At 56.8% G+C, this 19432-nt stretch carries 21 protein-coding genes and 3 tRNA genes; 16 read left to right on the forward strand and 8 right to left on the reverse strand.

The window, feature by feature from the left end:
* Nucleotides 1-164: 164 nt before the first annotated feature.
* The 4 genes from AC2FIO_RS04460 (at nt 165) to AC2FIO_RS04475 (ending at nt 7168) form a co-directional block, all read left to right on the forward strand.
* On the forward strand, nt 165-1949 hold the full coding sequence (locus AC2FIO_RS04460; RefSeq protein ID WP_496696509.1) for a sensor domain-containing diguanylate cyclase: 1785 nt from the start codon (nt 165-167) through the stop codon (nt 1947-1949).
* A gap of 39 nt (nt 1950-1988) precedes the next feature.
* The gene (locus AC2FIO_RS04465) at nt 1989-3146 is read left to right on the forward strand and encodes an alpha-hydroxy acid oxidase (RefSeq protein WP_496695925.1); all 1158 of its coding nucleotides are present in this window, start codon (nt 1989-1991) and stop codon (nt 3144-3146) included.
* Nucleotides 3147-3270: 124 nt separating this feature from the next.
* On the forward strand, nt 3271-6708 hold the full coding sequence (locus AC2FIO_RS04470) for a pyruvate carboxylase (RefSeq protein WP_496695927.1): 3438 nt from the start codon (nt 3271-3273) through the stop codon (nt 6706-6708).
* Between the two features lie 76 nt (nt 6709-6784).
* Entirely contained in the window at nt 6785-7168 is a 384-nt protein-coding gene (locus AC2FIO_RS04475; protein ID WP_082637226.1) for an MAPEG family protein, read from the forward strand.
* A gap of 15 nt (nt 7169-7183) precedes the next feature.
* Here AC2FIO_RS04475 and AC2FIO_RS04480 read toward each other — a convergent pair whose 3' ends face one another.
* Entirely contained in the window at nt 7184-7336 is a 153-nt protein-coding gene (locus AC2FIO_RS04480) for a hypothetical protein (protein WP_158507079.1), read from the reverse strand.
* A 149-nt stretch (nt 7337-7485) separates the two neighbouring features.
* On the opposite strand from AC2FIO_RS04480, the gene AC2FIO_RS04485 reads away from it, so the two are divergent.
* The 4 genes from AC2FIO_RS04485 to AC2FIO_RS04500 all read left to right on the forward strand — a co-directional run bounded on the left by AC2FIO_RS04485 (nt 7486) and on the right by AC2FIO_RS04500 (nt 9280).
* A tRNA-Gly gene (locus tag AC2FIO_RS04485) sits at nt 7486-7560 on the forward strand.
* A gap of 35 nt (nt 7561-7595) precedes the next feature.
* Nucleotides 7596-7670, forward strand: a tRNA-Gly gene (locus tag AC2FIO_RS04490).
* An 85-nt stretch (nt 7671-7755) separates the two neighbouring features.
* Nucleotides 7756-8622, forward strand: a complete 867-nt coding sequence (locus tag AC2FIO_RS04495; RefSeq protein ID WP_496695929.1) for a GNAT family N-acetyltransferase — start codon at nt 7756-7758, stop codon at nt 8620-8622.
* Between the two features lie 55 nt (nt 8623-8677).
* A complete protein-coding gene (locus AC2FIO_RS04500) occupies nt 8678-9280 on the forward strand; it encodes a hypothetical protein (RefSeq protein WP_496695931.1) in 603 nt (200 codons plus the stop codon).
* Nucleotide 9281: 1 nt separating this feature from the next.
* Here the strand turns inward: AC2FIO_RS04500 and AC2FIO_RS04505 are convergent, their stop codons facing one another.
* Complete coding sequence (locus AC2FIO_RS04505; RefSeq protein WP_058274459.1) at nt 9282-9521, reverse strand: Lrp/AsnC family transcriptional regulator; 240 nt, start codon at nt 9519-9521, stop codon at nt 9282-9284.
* Between the two features lie 153 nt (nt 9522-9674).
* On the opposite strand from AC2FIO_RS04505, the gene hisB reads away from it, so the two are divergent.
* On the forward strand, nt 9675-10262 hold the full coding sequence (gene hisB / locus AC2FIO_RS04510; protein ID WP_282151628.1) for an imidazoleglycerol-phosphate dehydratase HisB: 588 nt from the start codon (nt 9675-9677) through the stop codon (nt 10260-10262).
* A complete protein-coding gene (hisH, locus tag AC2FIO_RS04515) occupies nt 10263-10901 on the forward strand; it encodes an imidazole glycerol phosphate synthase subunit HisH (RefSeq protein WP_496695933.1) in 639 nt (212 codons plus the stop codon).
* A 4-nt stretch (nt 10902-10905) separates the two neighbouring features.
* Here the strand turns inward: hisH and AC2FIO_RS04520 are convergent, their stop codons facing one another.
* Nucleotides 10906-11307 (reverse strand): DUF2147 domain-containing protein, encoded by a 402-nt coding sequence (locus AC2FIO_RS04520; protein WP_058274317.1) that lies wholly within the window; start codon nt 11305-11307, stop codon nt 10906-10908.
* Nucleotides 11308-11441: 134 nt separating this feature from the next.
* On the opposite strand from AC2FIO_RS04520, the gene hisA reads away from it, so the two are divergent.
* Nucleotides 11442-12161 carry a 1-(5-phosphoribosyl)-5-[(5-phosphoribosylamino)methylideneamino]imidazole-4-carboxamide isomerase gene (hisA, locus tag AC2FIO_RS04525; RefSeq protein WP_496695936.1) on the forward strand — a complete coding sequence of 240 codons (720 nt, stop codon included), beginning with the start codon at nt 11442-11444 and terminating at the stop codon, nt 12159-12161.
* Here the strand turns inward: hisA and AC2FIO_RS04530 are convergent, their stop codons facing one another.
* Nucleotides 12162-12608 carry a DUF302 domain-containing protein gene (locus tag AC2FIO_RS04530; protein WP_282119114.1) on the reverse strand — a complete coding sequence of 149 codons (447 nt, stop codon included), beginning with the start codon at nt 12606-12608 and terminating at the stop codon, nt 12162-12164.
* A 418-nt stretch (nt 12609-13026) separates the two neighbouring features.
* Here AC2FIO_RS04530 and AC2FIO_RS04535 point away from each other — a divergent pair, with 418 nt between their 5' ends.
* From AC2FIO_RS04535 to AC2FIO_RS04550, 4 genes are all read left to right on the forward strand, one after another.
* Nucleotides 13027-15075 (forward strand): fused MFS/spermidine synthase, encoded by a 2049-nt coding sequence (locus tag AC2FIO_RS04535; RefSeq protein ID WP_496695938.1) that lies wholly within the window; start codon nt 13027-13029, stop codon nt 15073-15075.
* A gap of 115 nt (nt 15076-15190) precedes the next feature.
* Nucleotides 15191-15952, forward strand: a complete 762-nt coding sequence (gene hisF / locus AC2FIO_RS04540) for an imidazole glycerol phosphate synthase subunit HisF (RefSeq protein ID WP_496695939.1) — start codon at nt 15191-15193, stop codon at nt 15950-15952.
* On the forward strand, nt 15949-16266 hold the full coding sequence (locus AC2FIO_RS04545; RefSeq protein WP_282151633.1) for a phosphoribosyl-ATP diphosphatase: 318 nt from the start codon (nt 15949-15951) through the stop codon (nt 16264-16266). The genes hisF and AC2FIO_RS04545 overlap by 4 nt, the downstream gene beginning before the upstream one ends.
* Before the next feature lie 72 nt (nt 16267-16338).
* On the forward strand, nt 16339-16914 hold the full coding sequence (locus AC2FIO_RS04550; RefSeq protein WP_282168843.1) for a hypothetical protein: 576 nt from the start codon (nt 16339-16341) through the stop codon (nt 16912-16914).
* Between the two features lie 3 nt (nt 16915-16917).
* Here the strand turns inward: AC2FIO_RS04550 and AC2FIO_RS04555 are convergent, their stop codons facing one another.
* The 4 genes from AC2FIO_RS04555 to rlmB all read right to left on the reverse strand — a co-directional run bounded on the left by AC2FIO_RS04555 (nt 16918) and on the right by rlmB (nt 19212).
* On the reverse strand, nt 16918-17388 hold the full coding sequence (locus AC2FIO_RS04555) for a CoA-binding protein (protein WP_496695942.1): 471 nt from the start codon (nt 17386-17388) through the stop codon (nt 16918-16920).
* Nucleotides 17389-17586: 198 nt separating this feature from the next.
* Nucleotides 17587-18039 (reverse strand): YHS domain-containing (seleno)protein, encoded by a 453-nt coding sequence (locus AC2FIO_RS04560; protein ID WP_282151636.1) that lies wholly within the window; start codon nt 18037-18039, stop codon nt 17587-17589.
* Between the two features lie 104 nt (nt 18040-18143).
* On the reverse strand, nt 18144-18458 hold the full coding sequence (locus AC2FIO_RS04565; protein ID WP_200833257.1) for a hypothetical protein: 315 nt from the start codon (nt 18456-18458) through the stop codon (nt 18144-18146).
* On the reverse strand, nt 18439-19212 hold the full coding sequence (gene rlmB, locus AC2FIO_RS04570; RefSeq protein ID WP_282151637.1) for a 23S rRNA (guanosine(2251)-2'-O)-methyltransferase RlmB: 774 nt from the start codon (nt 19210-19212) through the stop codon (nt 18439-18441). The genes AC2FIO_RS04565 and rlmB overlap by 20 nt, the downstream gene beginning before the upstream one ends.
* A 116-nt stretch (nt 19213-19328) precedes the next feature.
* On the opposite strand from rlmB, the gene AC2FIO_RS04575 reads away from it, so the two are divergent.
* Nucleotides 19329-19412: transfer RNA gene (locus AC2FIO_RS04575), tRNA-Tyr, on the forward strand.
* Nucleotides 19413-19432: the final 20 nt, after the last annotated feature.

Raw genomic sequence — 19432 nt, forward strand, 5'->3', positions numbered from 1 at the left:
GATGTTGGCCGAGGGAAAGGGTTTGTTCACGCCTTGTTCGCATAGATTTTGTTACTCCGTTACGATCAATTCTAATCAAGCGACTTGGACTGAGAACGATTTCATTAACCATCTGTAAAACACCCGCCGCGATGATCAGTAAATTGCTGTGGGAGCGCGTAGGTATGACTCAGGATAATCGGGGGGCCGTAAATCACCGGCTGAAATGGATCGGTATCAGCATGTTGCTGATTTCTCTGGCAATTGGATGCGGCTGGGGAATTTACAAATTGCCTGCGCCGCTGGTCGACAGGATGCTAAAGGTCGACATTCTCAAGCAAGCCGAGCTGTGGAAGCGCCGCGTCGTCTTGCATCTGGAGGACCCCGAGAGCGCGCTTAAGACCGGCGTGATTGATGCGCATGACGCCGAATTTCTGGCCGCGATGCCCGAAGCTTCTGATGTTTACCGCTTCAAATTGCTCGACTCGAATGGGCGTGTCACCTGGTCGACTCGTCCGACAGAGGTAGGCAGTGTTGAAAACCGTGATTTCTTTCGCAGCGACGTAGCCAGAGGAATGATTCACTACATTCAGGAAGTAGTTCCACTGTCCGAGATCGACGGGCTTGATCTGCATACGGACAATATCCTGAACGCAACGCAGCACCATGTTGCCGAAGTTTTTATGCCCGTGGCCAAGAATGGGCGTTTTATAGGCGCCATTGAATTCTTTACTGATATCTCCGACTTGCGCACCACGTTCATCACGCGGCTTAGGATTTCTTTGACCGTTCTAAGTGGCATCGCCCTGCTTGCGCTTGTTGCCGTGTCCTTTGCCAGCTACCGGGCGAACCGCTTGCAATTGCGGGCCCTGCAAAAACAATCCGCCAAAGAGCGTGATCTGATGGAAGATCAGCTGCGCCTGGCCCGCGAAGTACGATTGTTAGGCGAATTGAACGAGTGGTTGCAATCCAGCCGGTCCTTGGACGAGCTGTTCGATATGGTCTCGCGCTTCATGACCCATATCCTACCCGAGGCTGAGGGCAGCGTTTACGTGTATTCCAACTCGCGCGACGTCCTGGATGGCTGTGCCAGTTGGAATGGCGGGACCCATAAGGCGCACATCCATCCCGAAGGGTGTTGGGGGCTTCGGCGTGGCCGAACCTATGAATACGGCGCGTCCGAGATCGACTTTGTCTGTGAACACGCCGAACCACATGACGGGCGACCTTATTTCTGCTTTCCGATACTGGCGCATGGGGAAACGGTCGGCCTTCTGCACCTCCGCGCCCTTGAGGGTACAGATGAGGCGTTTCACACGAGTAAAAAGCTGGCACAGCTCAGCGCCGAACAGATCAGCATGGCGATTGCCAATGTACGGATGCGCGATCAGTTGCATGACCAGTCCGTCCGGGACCCGTTGACCGGGCTGTTCAACCGGCGGCATATGCTTGAAACCCTGCGCAAATCCATCAATCGCAGTCAGCAAACCGGAGCGCCGCTCAGCCTGATTGCCGTGGATGTCGATCATTTCAAGAAATTCAACGACACCCATGGGCATGATGCCGGTGACATGGTGTTGCGTGCAGTTGGTGCCGCTTTGGAACAGGGCTGCGACCGGGATGAAGTTGCCTGCCGCATTGGTGGTGAAGAATTTATGCTGATCCTGCCTGACAATACATCAGACGACGCAGTCACCCGCGCCGAACAATTGCGGCAAGCGGTCGAGGCCGTCTCGGTGCGCTACGGTGAGAAATCCCTGCCCCGTATCACGATCTCGGTTGGGGTTTCGCATTATCCGGCACATGGCACCATGCCGCAGGATCTGATGCGCGCTGCCGATGATGCGTTGTATGCGGCAAAGGACAAAGGTCGCAATCAAGTGCAGGTCGCCGGCAGCGGAAGTGACTCACAGCAGATTTCCCAGCTCAAAAAGCCGGTAAAAGCCATTGGTGGGAAATCAACGGCTTAAAATCCTTGCCGAATCGCGCCTTTGGTCCGATCAATCCCCATGGACCTTCATAGTCGCTTTCCCGGCATCGCCGATCTGAAACACCGCGCCCAGCGCAGGATTCCTCATTTTGTCTGGGAGTATCTGGACAGCGGAACCGGGGTTGAAGCCACGCTGCGCCGCAATCGCGAGGGATTGGACCGCGTCGGTTTCCTGCCGTCTATCCTGCACGGACCATTGGAATTTGACACTTCGACCGAGTTCCTGGGTCAGACCTACCCATTACCGTTCGGCGTTGCCCCGATCGGTATGGCCGGCCTGATTTGGCCTGATGCCGAAGCTCATCTTGCCCGCGCTGCCGCAAGCGCCGGTCTGCCTTTTACCCTATCCAACGTTGCCTGCCAAAGCCCCGAGGACGTCGCGCCGCATCTGGGTGACAACGCGTGGTTTCAGCTTTATCCGCCAAAGGACCCGGACATTCGTAAGGATCTTCTGAATCGGGTCCGGGATGCTGGCTTTACGACGCTTGTGATGACCGCAGACGTTCCGGTTGCATCCCGACGCGAACGGCAGACACGCTCGGGCCTGACCAATCCACCAAGATTGACGCCGCGCCTGCTAGCCCAAATCGCGATGCGGCCGGAATGGGCGCTTGGAATAGCGCGCAGCGGGCCGCCGCGGATGCGGACACTGGACAAGTATACGGACAACTCCAGCAACTTGCCCCCGACGGCCCATGTTGGGTATCTGCTCCGCACGTCTCCGGACATGGACTATGTTCACTGGCTGCGCGATGCCTGGGATGGCCCGCTGATTGTGAAAGGCGTGCAGCGCCCTGAAGATGCCGAGCCATTGCAGCGGGCTGGCGTCGACGCCATCTGGATATCGAATCACGGCGGACGACAATTCGATGGTGCCCCCGCCGGAATCGACGCCTTGCCTGCAATCCGCGCGGCCACAGACCTGCCCCTGATCTTCGACAGTGGTATCGAAGGTGGTCTGGACATCTTGCGTGCCAAGGCCCTTGGGGCCGATTTTGTGATGCTGGGCCGTGGCTTCATGTATGGGCTGGCCGCCCTCGGCGCCAAAGGCCCTGCCCATGTCATCGACATTTTGCGGCAGGATATGCACGCGAATATGGGTCAAATGGGGGCTGTGTCGCTGAATCACCTGCCCCCAGTCGTACCGCTTGCCGATGCTGCGGTGCAGCGTTATTAGATAAATAGCGCTAATAGGGGGCGTTTGCGAGCGTTAACATGCCGGTTCTACCCAGAACGACTGATATACGTGCGCGTATTGTCCGCCTATCAACACGGCCAAACAAGTAGGACCGGGACTCGACATGACTGAATTCACCAAGATCCTGATCGCCAACCGAGGCGAGATTGCCATTCGCGTTATGCGCGCCGCCAATGAGATGGGCAAACGCACCGTTGCCGTCTTTGCCGAAGAGGACAAGCTGGGCTTGCATCGGTTCAAAGCGGACGAAGCCTATCGCATTGGCGAAGGGATGGGGCCTGTTGCGGCCTACCTGAGCATCGATGAGATCATCCGCGTCGCTAAAGAATGTGGGGCAGATGCGATCCATCCCGGCTATGGCCTGCTGTCCGAGAACCCGGACTTTGTCGATGCCTGCGTGCAGAACGGCATCACCTTTATTGGCCCGAAGGCGGAAACCATGCGCGCCTTGGGTGACAAGGCCAGCGCGCGCCGCGTGGCCGTCGCGGCGGGTGTGCCTGTGATTCCGGCGACTGAGGTTCTGGGCGATGACATGGATGCGATCCGGGCCGAGGCAAAAGAAATCGGTTATCCCCTGATGCTCAAGGCGTCGTGGGGCGGTGGCGGGCGCGGTATGCGCCCGATCCTATCCGAGGATGAACTGGAAGAGATGGTTCTGGAAGGCCGTCGCGAGGCCGAGGCCGCGTTCGGCAATGGCGAGGGTTATCTGGAAAAGATGATCATCCGCGCCCGCCATGTCGAGGTGCAGATTCTGGGCGACAAGCATGGTGAGATCTATCACCTGTATGAACGCGACTGCTCGGTCCAGAGACGGAACCAGAAGGTGGTCGAGCGCGCCCCTGCCCCGTATCTGTCCGAAGAGCAGCGTGCCGAGATCTGCGAACTGGGCCGCAAAATCTGCGCCCATGTGAATTATGAATGCGCCGGCACTGTTGAATTCCTTATGGATATGGAAACCGGCAAGTTCTACTTCATCGAAGTGAACCCACGTGTTCAGGTGGAACACACCGTCACCGAAGAAGTCACCGGTATCGACATCGTTCAGGCGCAAATCCTGATTGCCGAAGGCAAAACTCTGGCCGAGGCCACCGGCGCAAACAGCCAGTCGGATGTGCACCTGACCGGCCACGCGCTGCAAACCCGGATCACCACCGAGGACCCGCAAAACAACTTCATTCCCGACTACGGTCGTATCACTGCCTATCGCTCGGCCACTGGCATGGGCATCCGTCTGGATGGCGGCACCGCTTATGCGGGGGGTGTGATCACGCGCTATTACGACTCGCTGTTGACCAAAGTGACTGCCAAGGCGCCGACACCCGAGGCTGCGATTGCCCGGATGGACCGCGCTTTGCGTGAATTCCGAATTCGCGGCGTCAGCACCAATATCGACTTTGTCATCAACCTGCTCAAACACCCGACTTTCTTGTCGAATGAATATACGACCAAATTCATCGACACGACGCCGGATCTGTTCTCCTTTAAACGCCGCCGCGACCGGGGCACCAAGGTTCTGACCTACATCGCCGACATCACGGTGAACGGGCATCCCGAGACCAAGGACCGCCCCGAACCTCGCGCTGATCTGAAAGACGCAAAGCCCCCGGCACCGAACTCCGAGCCGCAGATGGGCGCTCGCAACCTGCTGGAACAAAAAGGTCCGCAAGCCGTTGCTGATTGGATGAAGGCGCAGCGCCAGCTTCTGATCACCGACACAACCATGCGTGACGGGCATCAGTCTCTGCTGGCGACCCGGATGCGTTCGATCGACATGATCAAAGTGGCACCAACCTATGCAGCGAACTTGCCCCAGCTATTCTCGATCGAGTGCTGGGGGGGCGCGACCTTTGACGTGGCCTATCGTTTCTTGCAGGAATGCCCGTGGCAGCGCCTGCGCGACCTGCGCGAGGCGATGCCGAACCTGATGACCCAGATGCTGCTGCGCGGCGCGAACGGGGTCGGTTACACCAATTACCCTGACAACGTTGTGCAGGAGTTCGTGCGTCAAGCATCGCAGAACATCGACGTGTTCCGTGTGTTCGACTCGTTAAACTGGGTCGAGAATATGCGCGTGGCCATGGACGCCGTGGTTGAGAACGGCAAAATCTGTGAGGGCACCGTCTGTTACACCGGTGATATTCTGGACCCGGACCGCGCCAAGTATGACCTGAAATACTATGTCGGCATGGCGAAAGAACTGCGCGATGCAGGTGCACACGTTCTGGGTCTGAAGGATATGGCGGGTCTTTTGAAACCGGCCTCGGCCAAAATCCTGATCCGTGCGCTGAAGGAAGAGGTCGGCCTGCCAATCCACTTCCACACACACGATACTGCCGGTATCGCCAGCGCCACCATTCTCGCTGCATCCGAGGCGGGCGTGGACGCGGTGGATTGCGCGATGGACAGCTTCTCGGGCAACACTTCGCAGGCGACGCTGGGCACCGTGGTCGAAGCACTGCGCCATACCGAGCGCGACACCGGGTTGGACATCAAGGCCATCCGTGAGATCAGCGACTATTTCGAAGCGGTTCGCGGCCAGTACGCAGCCTTCGAATCCAGTCTGCAGGCTCCGGCTTCTGAGGTTTACTTGCACGAGATGCCCGGCGGACAGTTCACCAACCTCAAGGCGCAGGCGCGTTCGCTGGGGCTGGAAGAACGTTGGCACGAGGTCGCTCAGATGTATGCTGACGTGAACCGGATGTTCGGTGACATCGTGAAGGTGACACCGTCATCCAAGGTGGTCGGTGACATGGCGCTGATGATGGTCAGCCAGAACATGACCCGCGAACAGGTCGAAAACCCGGATACCGATGTGGCCTTCCCCGACTCGGTTGTGGACATGATGCGCGGCAATTTGGGTCAACCTCCGGGCGGGTTCCCCGACACTATCGTAACGAAGGTCCTCAAGGATGAAACACCCAACACAGATCGCCCGGGCAAGGATGTCCCACCGGTTGACCTTGAAGGCACACGCGCCGAGCTGTCCCAACTTTTGGAAGGCAAAGAGGTCGATGACGAGGATCTGAACGGCTATCTGATGTATCCAAAGGTGTTCCTGGACTACATGGGGCGTCACCGGGCTTACGGACCTGTGCGCACTCTTCCCACGCGCACCTTCTTCTACGGCATGGAACCCGGCGAAGAGATCACGGCCGAGATCGACCCCGGCAAAACACTGGAAATCCGCTGTCAGGCCATCGGTGAGACCGATGAAAAGGGCGAGGTCAAAGTGTTCTTTGAACTCAACGGCCAACCGCGCGTGATCCGGGTTCCAAACCGACTGGTGACCTCAACCACGCAATCCCGTCCTAAAGCCGAGGCAGGCAACCCCAACCACATCGGCGCGCCGATGCCAGGTGTGGTGGCCACCGTCGCCGTGGCTGCGGGTCAGGAGGTCAAGGAAGGCGACATGCTGCTGACCATCGAAGCGATGAAGATGGAAACCGGCATCCACGCCGAGCGCGATGCGACGGTCAAGGCTGTGCATGTTCAGCCGGGCAGCCAGATTGACGCAAAGGACCTACTGGTCGAACTGGAATAAACGACCTAACCTTTTCGGGAACAAGGGCCGTTCGGGGAACCGGGCGGCCCTTTTTTGATCCTGAAAGGAGCAGACCATGCTGTCCATCACCCCAGTCTATGCCGCATTGCTGGCACTTCTCTATGTCGCGCTCAGTGTGCGGGTCATCATGCAGCGCCGCGGCGACAAGATTTCTTACGGCGATGGTGGCAACACCGACATGCTCAAAGTGATGCGCACGCATTCCAACTTTGCCGAATATGCACCGTTTGCCCTGTTGCTGATCGCCATGGTCGAGCTGCAGGGCGCCGGTGGCTGGTTGGTCAATCTGTTGGGCCTTGGCATTCTGGCCGGGCGCGTGCTGCATGCCTATGGGTTCGGCCGCAAACCGCAGATCGTGATTCTGCGCCAGATCGGCATGTTGCTGACCTTCGCCGTGATTGTGGTAGCAGCCATAGCCAGCCTTTTGATGGCGCTGTGAACCGGATGGCGGGGATTACCCCGCCAAAATCTGCGTTTCGATTCGAGGGGATTCCGTAAAAATTGATTCGACATCGCCCATTCGATTCTCGCCTTTGCCAGACACCGCCGTAGCCAGCAAAATCATCGCCGCCAGGGCCGCCATCTTCAGATCCTTAGTATACGTCATTTTCGTCACCTCCACCGTTCTTATTCTTGGATGCTCAGGTTCTTGAACGGTTAAGAGGCGCGTTTCCGTCGCAAAGAATTTTCCTCTTTTTTGTTTTTTCCGCTTGAAGCCCTGCTTGGGAATTAATACACCCCTCCTCACTCAACGGCGCGGGCGTAGCTCAGGGGTAGAGCATAACCTTGCCAAGGTTAGGGTCGGGCGTTCGAATCGCCTCGCCCGCTCCATTGAGAGACCGAATGGTCGAAAATATGTATCTGATGCGGGCGTAGCTCAGGGGTAGAGCATAACCTTGCCAAGGTTAGGGTCGGGCGTTCGAATCGCCTCGCCCGCTCCAGATACAAACCTCTCTGAACATGCTGGTTCTTTGTCTGGTGTTGCGGCATTCTCGAATGGCACGCAATCACAACAGAGGTGCGCTGATGCCAGAATACGTTATTCGCGCTTTGACTGAAGACGAAGTTCAAACGGCCGTCGATTGGGCCGGCCAGGAAGGCTGGAACCCGGGGCTAAACGACGCGGTCTGCTTTCGGGGTTCCGACCCCGAAGGGTTTAAGGGCGGGTTCCTGGATGGGCAGATGATCGCATCGGCCTCTGCCGTGAATTATGACGATAACTACTCGTTTTTAGGCTTTTATATCGTGCAACCCGAGTATCGCGGATCGGGATATGGGCTGCAGGTTGCCGAGGCAGTCAAGGCCCATTGTCAGCACCGGAACATGGGCATGGATGGCGTTGTCGAACAGCAGGACAATTATCGAAAATTCGGGTTCGAGCTGGCCTATGACAATTACCGCTTCTCGGGCACGGTGGGTAAAATCCTAGATCAACTGGGCCGGTCCCTTCACGATCAGATCACGCCCCTCAGCGCCCTGACGGACGAGCTGAAATCGTATGACCGGGGCTTGTTCCCTGCCCCGCGCGACACATTCCTTCACGCCTGGCTCGGTGCGCCCAGCCACGTCTCTCGCGTGTTCGAAGAAGATGGTCAGATCAAGGGCTATGCAACCCTGCGGCGATGTTTGAGTGGTTACAAAGTTGGCCCCCTTTTTGCGGACCGCCCTGAGATCGCACAAGCCCTTTTGGTATCGCTGCTAACGACACTTCCCGCCGATCAGATGGATGCGGAGGTCTTCATCGACATGCCCAACCCCAACGCGCATGCTATGGCAATGGCGCAACAGTTGGGTCTGACCAAAGTCTTCGAAACAGGTCGCATGTATTCCAGCCACGCACCGGATATTGATCTGGACCGGATTTACGGCATCACAACATTCGAACTGGGGTAATTTCACCCCACACTCGACATTCCAAAAGCGCAATTACAAAAAGGAAATCTACAGAATGCCCAGCGAAACCCAAAAGCGGTTGCTGCTTGAGATGTTTGAGAATCTGCCGGGCGTGGTTTTCATGCTTTTGTTTCGGGCCACGGATGATATGCGATTGGCCGGGTGGATCGGCACGGTTCTGGCCGCCTCGGTTTGCGTTACCTATGTCAGGAAAACGCTGCGTCCACAGCCCATTTTACTTGGTATCAATCTCTTCATGGTGGCGATCACGCCACTGATCGAATGCCTGATCTTGCTTGGCTATCGCGACACGGCGACGATTTTGACCCGGAACATCGCGACCCTCGTTATTATGAGCGTTTTCTTGACGGGTGTCGTTTTGACCTTGTTCAGAACGAACGGATTCCTGAACTATCAGACCAATGGGACAAAACAGAGAAACACGCACTCTGCCGTTTTGCTGATTGTCTGCGCTTTCGGTGTGGTTTGGTCGCAATTGGCCGGAGAAAACTATCTGGTCTCGCTTGGCATTCCGCTGATGGTATTGTTCGGTGTGCATCAGTTGCTCCGGGCAGGAACAACTGATCAGCAGGCGCGCAATGGCGCGATTTTGGCAAGTGCCGCGCCACAAGGTTCCGTGTCCGACGCTTCGGCCTGACTCAGAACGCCTTGAAGGTCATAGTGGTCAGCGAACGCTCGATATTCGGGATCACAAGCAGGTTTTCATTGATGAAATGACCGACATCGTCGGTTTCAGGGATGTAGAGCTTGAGTAGCAGGTCATATTCGCCGCTGGTCGAGTAAAGCTCGGAGTGAATCTCGCGCAGCGCGATCTCTTCGGCGACCTTATAGGTGGTGCCGGGTGTGCAGCGGATCTGAATGAAAACGCAGGTGGACATGTTTTGGACCTGTTGATTGAGTTTCCGGCAGGCTGGCATGGCACGTCACCGGGCGCAATCCCCTGCAACAGATTGTAGTGAAAGCAACGCTTGGCCTGGATAAGCCGACCAATCCCCGTCTATAAGCGCGCCTGTAGCAAAAGGAATTCGCCCATGCGCAGCGCAAAGATCAGCCGTCAAACCGCCGAGACCGAGATTTCGGTCGAGGTCAATCTTGACGGAACCGGCACCTATGACAACCAAACCGGTGTTGGGTTCTTCGATCACATGCTGGACCAACTTGCGCGCCATTCGCTGATCGACATGACGATCCGCGCCAAGGGTGATTACCACATCGACGACCACCACACGGTTGAGGATACCGGTATTGCACTGGGTCAGGCGCTGACACAGGCCTTGGGCGACAAGAAGGGTATCCGACGCTATGGCGAGTGCCACCTGCCCATGGATGACGCGCAAGTACGCTGCGCTCTGGACTTGTCCGCGCGTCCTTTTCTGATCTGGAACGTGGACCTGCCGACACCCAAGATCGGCAACTTTGACACCGAATTGGTGCGCGAGTTCTTTCAGGCGCTCAGCACCCACGGCGGCATCACGCTGCACATCGACCAGTTACACGGCTTCAACAGCCACCACATCGCCGAGGCCGCGTTTAAGGCCGTCGCGCGTGCGTTGCGTTTGGCGGTCGAAACCGATCCGCGCAAGGCGGACGCGATTCCGTCCACGAAGGGCGCGTTGTAGATGCTGACGGCCATTATCGACTACGAAAGTGGCAATCTGCACTCGGCCGAAAAGGCGTTTCAGCGCATGGCGCGCGAGATGGGCGCGGGTGAAGTTGTCGTAACCTCGGACGCGGAGGTGGTTGCCCGTGCGGACCGGCTGGTTCTACCCGGTGACGGAGCTTTTCCCGCCTGCGCGAATGAGCTACGCGGGCACAAAGGCATCTACGACGCGATGGTCGAGGCCGTCGAACAGAAAGGCCGCCCCTTTCTGGGCATCTGCGTCGGCATGCAATTGATGGCCTCCAAGGGTCACGAATATCGCGAGACCGACGGTCTTGGCTGGATTGCAGGTGATGTGGTGCGGATCGAGCCGTCAGATAGTGCGCTGAAAGTACCGCATATGGGCTGGAACGATCTGGTTCTGGAAAGCGAGCACCCGGTCTTTGCCGGGGTGCAATCAGGCGATCACGCCTATTTCGTGCACTCCTACCATTTCCGTGTCACCGATCCGGCGCAGCGTCTGGCCTTTGTGGATTATGGGCAGGAGGTCACGGCCGTGATCGGCCGCGACACAATGGTTGGGATGCAGTTTCACCCTGAGAAAAGTCAGGATGTGGGCCTGCGGATGATCGGGAACTTCCTGACCTGGACGCCCTGAGCGTTTACTGAACCCGCGTCCAGTCCTGCCCGCGACACACGAGACCGCCCACAGCACAGCCTTTGACGGTCAGCTTGTTCTGGCTGTCCAGCGTCATTTTCGAGCTGTAGGTCTTGTCCCGGTCCGGGGCCCAGATCTTGCCGCCGCTATAGCTGCCGCCGCCATCGGGCACCATATCCCAGATGATCTGCTTGCCGAGGTTTTCATACGCCAGCTGCTCATTACCGTCTTTGTCAAAGGCGGTGTCGATGGTGCCACAAATCGCGCTGCCGCATTCCGAAATCGAAACGTGTAGATACCCACCGGTATCCCCGGGCTGAGTCTTCCAAAGACCGTCAACCGGATCGGCCGCAAAAGCAGCGCTGGCCAATACCGCAAACCCGGCTGCAAGTGTGAATGTTTTCATGATTTCCTCCCTTATTTCTGCTCAGTCTGGCCCGGCTGGGCAATTCCGGCAAGATTGACTTGGCGTCGCGTTGCATCCCCTGCCCCGCATGTGCGATATCCCGCGCGAACAAATCAGATATAGGGCCGCCTGACATGATCCTCTACCCCGCCATCGACCTCAAAGACGGACAGGCCGTACGCCTGCTGCGTGGTGAAATGGATAAGGCAACGGTGTTCAACGAAAACCCGGCGGCACAGGCCCGTGCTTTTGTCGAGGCAGGCTGTGAATGGCTTCACCTCGTCGATCTGAACGGCGCTTTCGCGGGTGAGCCGGTCAACGCCGCCCCGGTTGAAGCGATCCTGAGAGAATGCAACGTGCCCGCGCAGTTGGGCGGTGGCATTCGCGACATGTCCACGATTGAGACATGGATCGACAAAGGTCTGGCGCGCGTGATTCTGGGCACCGTGGCGGTCGAAAACCCCGATCTGGTGCGTGAAGCTGCCAAGGAATTTCCGGGCAAAGTTGCTGTCGGCATCGATGCGCGCGACGGCATGGTGGCCACTAAGGGCTGGGCCGAAGAGACCAACGTGAAGGTCACCGATCTGGCCGGCAGTTTCGAGGACGCAGGCGTTGCGGCCATCATCTATACCGACATTAATCGCGACGGGGCGATGCAGGGGCCGAACATCCAGGCAACGGCAGATTTGGCCCGTGCGGTGTCAATCCCGGTCATCGCCTCGGGTGGGGTCAGTTCGCTGGATGATCTGATCGCCCTGCGTGATTGTGGCGTGGCATTGGACGGCGCGATCTCGGGCCGGGCGCTTTATGATGGCGCGATTGACCTTTCCGAGGCCATTCGGGCCTTAAGCTGATCACTCGGCCGCAACCGAAGTCAGCTTTGCAAGCGCACCGCGCATCTTTTCGATGACAGGTGATTTCTCGACTTCGTCGAGCTCATCCATCGTCTCTTTCGGGTCCTCATAGGCCAGCCAGACCTGCCCGGTCTCGTCTTCGTATGCCTGCACTTTGAGCGGCAGGAAAAGCCCGGCACGTGGATCAATCTGCATCGCGGGCGTACCCAGTGCCGGGTTGCCAAAGATCAGAACCTGATTGGCGGGGATGGTCAGACCGACCTTTTCCGCACCAGCTGCATGATCGACGCGTGCAAAGACGGTCGCGCCCGCATTGCCAACGGCAGCTTCTAGCGCGTCCAACGCCTCTTGCACCGATTTGTTCGTGTTTACCTTGATGATGTCGTCAGCCATTGCAGACATCGCCCCTCCAAAAGTCAAAATTGTTGCCAATATCAGATTTCGCATATCGGGTTTCCTTCTGTAAATTTCATCCAAATTGTCTCAGCTTTTCGCGAACTTGCAATCACATCTCCGGCATCGGCGAAGCCTTGCCACGCACCCGACCCGTCGCAACTTTGAAACCCGCGCAGACCGTCCCGTATTCGAGAACAATAACCCATTCTGACAGATATTTTACCCAGCTTGGCCCAAACTTCGTCTTAATTCGCCTGTAGCAGTTCGCAAAAGAACTCGAGCAGGGAATTCCACCGTGAGTATTACCAGCACAGAATATTCGAACAATTCTTGGTTCAGAATTGCGATCATATTCAGCTTTTGCACCACAGTTTTTGTCAGCGCTTCTCTATTGTTTTTTGTTCAGCCCCTGTTTGCCAAGCTGGTCTTGCCGCAAATTGGTGGCGCTCCTGCGGTTTGGACGACCGCTATGCTGTTCTTTCAGGTGGTTCTGATCGTTGGCTACATTTACGCCCATGTGTTGACGAAATGGATCCCCTTGCGCTGGCAGCTTGTGACTCACCTGGCACTTTGGGCGGCTGCACTGACATACCTGCCCCTCTCAATTAGCGACGGCTGGAGTTATGACGCATCCAGCTCGACCGCGCTGCAAACCCTTAAGTTGTTTGCCCTGGGTGTCGGCCTGCCATTTGCGGTTCTTTCTGCGAATGCGCCATTGCTTCAGGCGTGGTATTCACGGTCCGGTGGGCCTTCGGCAGACGACCCCTATTTCCTATACAGCGCAAGTAACGTCGGTTCCCTGCTGGCTCTTTTGGCTTTTCCTTTGCTGGCAGACCCCCTTCTGGGTGCCAGTGCGACCAGTAAAATTTGGTCCATCGGGTTTGTCATCTTCGGTGGGTTAATGGCGATAAGTGGCCTTTTAGCGCTGCGCGGATCGAGCAGCGTCATTGCGCCGATCGCAGCTGATATCGCGAAGAGCACCCCAAAAATGAAGCAGATTGCAACCTGGATTGTGATCGCCTTTGTACCTTCATCTCTGATGCTGTCATTTACCACGAAAGCCAGCACAGATCTGGGCTCAATCCCGCTTATCTGGGTTGTGCCTCTGGCAACTTACCTTCTTTCCTTCATTTTCGCCTTTGCGAAATTGAAAAGACTAAGTGCGAAATCTCTACACGTTCCAATGATTTTGGCACTGGCGACAGGTGTAGTCTTGCTGTCCAACAAAATCGGCCACCATTCGGGCCCAATCGTCTTTTTGTTGTACGTTCCCGTACTGTTCGTAATCGCCCTGTATGCGCACAGGTTGCTTTACGAAATGAGGCCGCCAGCAGAACAGCTTACAGTGTTCTACATCGCGCTGTCGGTAGGCGGCGCATTCGGTGGATTGTTCAATTCAATCCTTGCCCCTTTAGCATTTGCCCAAGAAGTCGAGGCGCAGCTGACACTATTCCTGGCCAGCGGATTGCTCTTGATAGGAAAAGGAACAGTTACGCCCAGAAACCTGGCGATTGGTCTGATTGTCAGCTACCCGATCCTCCTTCTGTTCGGCATGATCGATGGAGTTGATCTTATTGCAGACGGGCCTCTGAGTGCACTTGTAGCAACCGCAATGCTGCTGGGTGCATTGATCCTGTTTCGCAGTCAACCTGCACGTATCGTCGCCATCATCGCGGCGCTGATGCTGCCGGTCCTTTGGCCACATAAGGGTTCGCTGCTTCAGGATCGGAGCTTCTTTGGAACCCATAGGGTCTACTCGGAATCGGGTCTGAGAATTTATCAAAACGGGACCACTCTGCACGGTTTGCAATTGGAGTCAGAATTTGGCGAAAAACCAACGCCGAAGTCATACTTCTACCCCAACGGTCCGATCGCTCAGGTCATAACATCCGATTTTGGGCGTGACGCCGACAGCATTGGTATTATCGGCCTCGGAGTTGGGGCTCTGGCCTGCTACAAACTTCCATCGCAGGAATGGGCCTTCTTTGAAATCGACGCCATGGTGGATCAAGTAGCGCGCGACCCATCCCTTTTCACCTACATCTCGGAATGTGCACCAAATTCGCCAACGCATCTTGGTGACGCTCGTATCGTCCTGGCGCAGACAGACTATACCTTCGATGTACTCGTTCTGGACGCCTACAGCTCTGACGCAATCCCCCTGCATCTGACAACTGAAGAAGCGGTGCGGATGTACATGGATCGACTGGTTGATGACGGGATTCTGGTTTTCCACATCACCAATCGCTACTACGACTTAGTTGACCCGCTGGCGCGCATTGCAGGCAAGCTTGGGCTTCATACCGCCAGTCAATTTCATCAGATCGAGCCGGACAGCAATGAACTTGGCGCGCACGAATCCCATGTGATGATTGCCAGCCGAGACCAGTCTAAGATCGACAGTTTTGTTGAGAGCGGAAAATGGAAGGCCGTGGTTTCGGATGGAGGTGAGCCGTGGACGGACGACAAGGCCAATCTTCTGTCTGCGCTCAAATTGCTAAAGGACAAAAAGCAATAGAACCGGCGCAAGATCTTAGCCAATGCTTGACCCCGCCATTTTCCGCAACGCGCCCTAACGGTACTGGAAAAGGCGGGGTTTTGCCGATACAGGTGCGCCAACAAAGGACGCCGGTATGCTGAAAACCCGTATCATTCCCTGCCTGGATGTCGCCGATGGCCGTGTTGTCAAAGGTGTCAATTTCGTTGGCCTGCGTGACGCGGGCGATCCTGTAGAGTCGGCCAAAGCCTATGACGCAGCAGGCGCGGATGAGATCTGTTTTCTGGACATTCATGCCACCCATGAAAATCGTGGCACCATGTTCGATGTGGTTCAGCGCACGGCAGAACAATGCTTTGTTCCGCTGACCGTCGGCGGAGGTGTCCGCACCAAGGACGACGTGCGTGCGCTGTTGCTGGCTGGCGCCGACAAGGTCAGCTTCAATTCGGCCGCTGTCGCCAACCCGGATGTCATCGCAGAAGCTGCCGATCAATTCGGTAGCCAGTGTATTGTGTGTGCCATCGACGCAAAAACAACCAGCCCAGGCAAGTGGGAGATCTTCACCCACGGTGGCCGCAAGCCGACCGGTATCGACGCGCTTGAGTTCGCCAAAACCGTTGTCGCCAAAGGGGCTGGCGAAATCCTTTTGACCTCAATGGACCGCGACGGCACCAAGGCAGGCTTCAATCTGCCGCTGACCCGCGCGATCTCGGACGCGGTGGACGTGCCGGTGATTGCTTCTGGCGGCGTAGGCAACCTGGATCATCTGGTCGAAGGTGTGACAGAAGGCGGGGCCAGTGCCGTGCTGGCGGCCTCGATCTTCCATTTCGGCGCATACACCATCCGCGAGGCCAAAGAACACATGGCTGCGGCTGGCATCCCCATGAGGCTGACATGAACATCCTGCACGATCTGGCCGCGACAATTGAGACCCGCAAAGGTGCCGAGCCCGACTCTAGCTGGACCGCAAAACTGCTGGCCAAGGGGCCAGAGAAATGTGCCGAGAAGTTCGGGGAAGAGGCTGTTGAGGCCATCATCGAAGCCGTCAAAGGCGACAAGGACAAGCTGACCGCCGAGGCTGCGGATGTCCTCTATCACCTGTTGGTCATGCTGGCCGCGCGGGACGTGGCGCTGGATGACGTTTTGGCCGAGTTGGCCCGACGCCAGGGCACAAGCGGAATCGCGGAAAAGGCATCACGCCCAAAGACCTAAGCGCGGGTTCCGTCCTGCCGCCCTGCCCTGTATAGTCAGGGACCAGTGTGGGACCGACCGAGGAACGCGGGAATGACCAGGGCTCTGGCCAGTGTAATGGCTTTGCTTTCGCTTGTGATGATTACCGCGTGTTCGGCGCCGCCGCGCACGACCGGTGATGAAGTTCAAAGACTGGCAACGGAAATCCGCAGCCTTGGTCCCGACATCGACCCCGAAGAAGCCGACCGCGCGGCCCGCATCGCCTATTCCTATACTGCGCAGCTGGTTCAGGAATACGAAATTACTGACCCTCCGCTGATCCACAATGCCAAGGTCAACAAGGGTCTACGCCCGCGTGGGCTGTGTTGGCATTGGGCCGAGGATATCGAACGTCGACTGAAGCAAGAGAACTTCCGGACGCTGGACTTGCACCGTGCGATAGCAAATGCGGACAACCAGTTCAGAATCGACCACAGCACAGCCATCATCAGCCGCAAGGGCGAGACGATGTACGAAGGCGTGGTGCTGGACCCATGGCGGTACGGCGGTGTTCTGTTCTGGTCGCCCTTGGTGGAAGACACCAAGTATGAGTGGGTGCCCCGAAGCGTTGTTCTGGAAAAGCGCCGCCAGGAACAATACGGGGAATTGCTGCCGTATGTCGGCGGCTAACCTTCACAGTCTGGAAGAAATCACTCCGGTCGCGAATCCACCCATGCGCAGCTCGCCAAACAGGCGCTGATATTCGATTTTAGGGCAGCGATTCATCACCACATCCACGCCGCGCGCCTGTGCTTTGGCTGCGGCTTCGGGGTGTTCAACGCCGATCTGCATCCAGATCGTGCGTAGGTCGGGAAAAGAAGACAGTGCTTCGTCGACTATTGACGGAACAGCTTCGGAACGGCGAAAGATGTCAACCATATCGACCGGCTGAGTAATCTCGGACAATGACGCGCGAACGGTCTGCCCGAAAAGTACTTTCCCGGCATGACCTGGGTTCACCGGGATCACCGTGTATCCCTTAAGTGAAAGATACCGCGCGACATAATAGCTGGGCCGCACCGGGTTCATCGAAACGCCCACGACAGCAATCACTTTGGTGCGACGCAGGATGTCTTTCAGGAATGGGTCTGTGTAATTCGGCATGCGGGCACCCTAGACTTGGCGCAGCAAAGAAAAAAGCGCTCAGGTCGAACCTGAGCGCCAGTTGTTGGAACGAGGGACAGTGAAATGACCCGCGGCAGTTCCGTTCCGCGGTCACTGTGACATTTAGGCATAAGTTTAGAGAAAAAAAGAGGGGCGTCGCATTTTTGTGATGACAGTCCGAAGAAGGCGGAAATTCGCCTAGTCTTGATACAGCACCACAGGCCAGTTTTCCTCGGCCATGTGAATGTATTCTGCACGATCTCCACGCCAGAGCTGCTCAATCTCAGGCGAGTGGGTCAGGTACAGCCGGCCTTCCACCATGTCCCAAAGCATCGGATCGGTGCTTTTTAAGATACCTTGCGCCATGGCATAGGCGCAGTAGCCCCCGAACTGAGGGGAAAAGGCGCGAGGATTGCTTTCAAACAGATCGCGATTCTCGGCCGAGGCGAAATGCCACTCGGCCCCTTTCCAGATCACAGAATATTCTGGCAATCCGCGGACCGGCGTTTCCTCAAGAAAATATGAGACAGGGTCGTAGCCGGCCATGACGGCACCGTCCGCCTCATAGAAGACGGGCATGTCCTGTGCTTGGGCGGCAGAAAGAAGGGCAACGGCGGCTATCGCGCCAAGTATGAAACGTTTGATTGGCATCACATGCTCAGGATTACAAATTCAGGGTATCAAAATGCAATCTTTTGTCGCGCGAAACACCCCTATTAACGCGGTTGTGAACGCTCGTGTCGCTTTATCCCGCGTCAGTCAAAGATATCCTCGACCACATCCCATGCTTCATCAATGACGCGCGCAAAAATCCCCTTTTTCTTCTTTTTCTTTTTGGACTTGTATGCGGTAGCGGTTTTGTAGCTGTCGCGCTTTGGCTTGTCATTGCTCAGCTTGCGCTTGGGAACCATCTTGAGGTCATGCAAAGGGGCCCCACAGCTAGAGCAGCTGAGTTCGTGGCGTTGCTTCCCTTTCAGAACCAACGCAGCGCGCGTTCCGCAGTAACAGCAAGTAGCGATTTTGGTCGGGCTGGTAATGGCTCTCTCCTGTCTATCGATGCCTTGAAGCATATAAGGCAATTGCGGCAGCATTTGAGACGTTAAGAGAACCAAACCCACCGGCTGCGTCGATTTTCACCAGTTGATTGACAGTTTCCTTGGTCTTTTGCCGCAGGCCGGGTCCTTCGGCCCCCAGCACCAACGCGACAGGTTGGTCCAGTTTGCCGCCCAACGCCGTCTCGATGGTTTGTTCGGCCTCACCGTCCAGACCCAATACCTGAAAGCCCATGTTCTGCAGCTCGACAATAGTATCCGCCAGATTGCGCACGCGCAGATAGGGCTGACGCTCCAGTGCTCCACTCGCGGTTTTGGCCAGCGCGCCCGTCTCCGGCGCCGAATGGTGCCGCGTACCGATCACGGCACTGGCTCCAAGCACTTCGGCCGAGCGAAGAATCGCCCCAACATTGTGCGGGTCGGTAACACGGTCCAATAAAATGACCCTGGGATGCTCACGCCCAATGCAATTTTCAGCCAGCCCGCCCCAATCCAGCGGCTTGACCTCAAGTGCAGCCCCCTGATGGACTGAACCGGGATCAATGGGCGCGGTGAATTTTCGCGGATCGACCATTTCGGCCTCAATCCCTGCAAATTCAATCGCTTCTGCCAGTTTATCCCGTGCGTTCCGCGTCACAATCAGTTTCAATTTCTGCCGGTTCGGGTTCATCAAAGCATCCCGAACGGCATGCAAACCGAACAGCCAAACGGTTTCAGACGCCGCAGCTTTGCGCGCCTGTTCCTTTTCAACGACCCACTTGGGTTTCTTCATTTCTTGGGCCTCCGGGCCGGGAATTCGGTTTCCTGCGTCAAAGCCAAATTTTCCTGTTGACGCTTCTTCAAGGCGCTAGTAATCACGCCTCCACGTCAGGTGCAACGCCTGACAGTGGGCGACAGGCCGCAAGGTGTGGCAGGGGACTGTAACTCCCTCGCGGAGACGCACGCCTGGTTCGATTCCAGGGTCGCCCACCACTTTCCAATCACATGCAGAT

The organism is Ruegeria sp. CDSB086 (assembly GCF_059611065.1).

Excerpts from the sequence above, each read along its gene's own strand:
- AC2FIO_RS04460 (WP_496696509.1), top strand. The coding sequence starts at position 165 with ATGACTCAGGATAATCGGGGGGCCGTAAATCACCGGCTGAAATGGATC.
- AC2FIO_RS04465 (WP_496695925.1), top strand. The coding sequence starts at position 1,989 with ATGGACCTTCATAGTCGCTTTCCCGGCATCGCCGATCTGAAACACCGC.
- AC2FIO_RS04470 (WP_496695927.1), top strand. The coding sequence starts at position 3,271 with ATGACTGAATTCACCAAGATCCTGATCGCCAACCGAGGCGAGATTGCC.
- AC2FIO_RS04475 (WP_082637226.1), top strand. The coding sequence starts at position 6,785 with ATGCTGTCCATCACCCCAGTCTATGCCGCATTGCTGGCACTTCTCTAT.
- AC2FIO_RS04480 (WP_158507079.1), bottom strand. The coding sequence starts at position 7,336 with ATGACGTATACTAAGGATCTGAAGATGGCGGCCCTGGCGGCGATGATT.
- AC2FIO_RS04495 (WP_496695929.1), top strand. The coding sequence starts at position 7,756 with ATGCCAGAATACGTTATTCGCGCTTTGACTGAAGACGAAGTTCAAACG.
- AC2FIO_RS04500 (WP_496695931.1), top strand. The coding sequence starts at position 8,678 with ATGCCCAGCGAAACCCAAAAGCGGTTGCTGCTTGAGATGTTTGAGAAT.
- AC2FIO_RS04505 (WP_058274459.1), bottom strand. The coding sequence starts at position 9,521 with ATGTCCACCTGCGTTTTCATTCAGATCCGCTGCACACCCGGCACCACC.
- hisB (WP_282151628.1), top strand. The coding sequence starts at position 9,675 with ATGCGCAGCGCAAAGATCAGCCGTCAAACCGCCGAGACCGAGATTTCG.
- hisH (WP_496695933.1), top strand. The coding sequence starts at position 10,263 with ATGCTGACGGCCATTATCGACTACGAAAGTGGCAATCTGCACTCGGCC.
- AC2FIO_RS04520 (WP_058274317.1), bottom strand. The coding sequence starts at position 11,307 with ATGAAAACATTCACACTTGCAGCCGGGTTTGCGGTATTGGCCAGCGCT.
- hisA (WP_496695936.1), top strand. The coding sequence starts at position 11,442 with ATGATCCTCTACCCCGCCATCGACCTCAAAGACGGACAGGCCGTACGC.
- AC2FIO_RS04530 (WP_282119114.1), bottom strand. The coding sequence starts at position 12,608 with ATGCGAAATCTGATATTGGCAACAATTTTGACTTTTGGAGGGGCGATG.
- AC2FIO_RS04535 (WP_496695938.1), top strand. The coding sequence starts at position 13,027 with ATGCTGTTCTTTCAGGTGGTTCTGATCGTTGGCTACATTTACGCCCAT.
- hisF (WP_496695939.1), top strand. The coding sequence starts at position 15,191 with ATGCTGAAAACCCGTATCATTCCCTGCCTGGATGTCGCCGATGGCCGT.
- AC2FIO_RS04545 (WP_282151633.1), top strand. The coding sequence starts at position 15,949 with ATGAACATCCTGCACGATCTGGCCGCGACAATTGAGACCCGCAAAGGT.
- AC2FIO_RS04550 (WP_282168843.1), top strand. The coding sequence starts at position 16,339 with ATGACCAGGGCTCTGGCCAGTGTAATGGCTTTGCTTTCGCTTGTGATG.
- AC2FIO_RS04555 (WP_496695942.1), bottom strand. The coding sequence starts at position 17,388 with ATGCCGAATTACACAGACCCATTCCTGAAAGACATCCTGCGTCGCACC.
- AC2FIO_RS04560 (WP_282151636.1), bottom strand. The coding sequence starts at position 18,039 with ATGCCAATCAAACGTTTCATACTTGGCGCGATAGCCGCCGTTGCCCTT.
- AC2FIO_RS04565 (WP_200833257.1), bottom strand. The coding sequence starts at position 18,458 with ATGCTTCAAGGCATCGATAGACAGGAGAGAGCCATTACCAGCCCGACC.
- rlmB (WP_282151637.1), bottom strand. The coding sequence starts at position 19,212 with ATGAAGAAACCCAAGTGGGTCGTTGAAAAGGAACAGGCGCGCAAAGCT.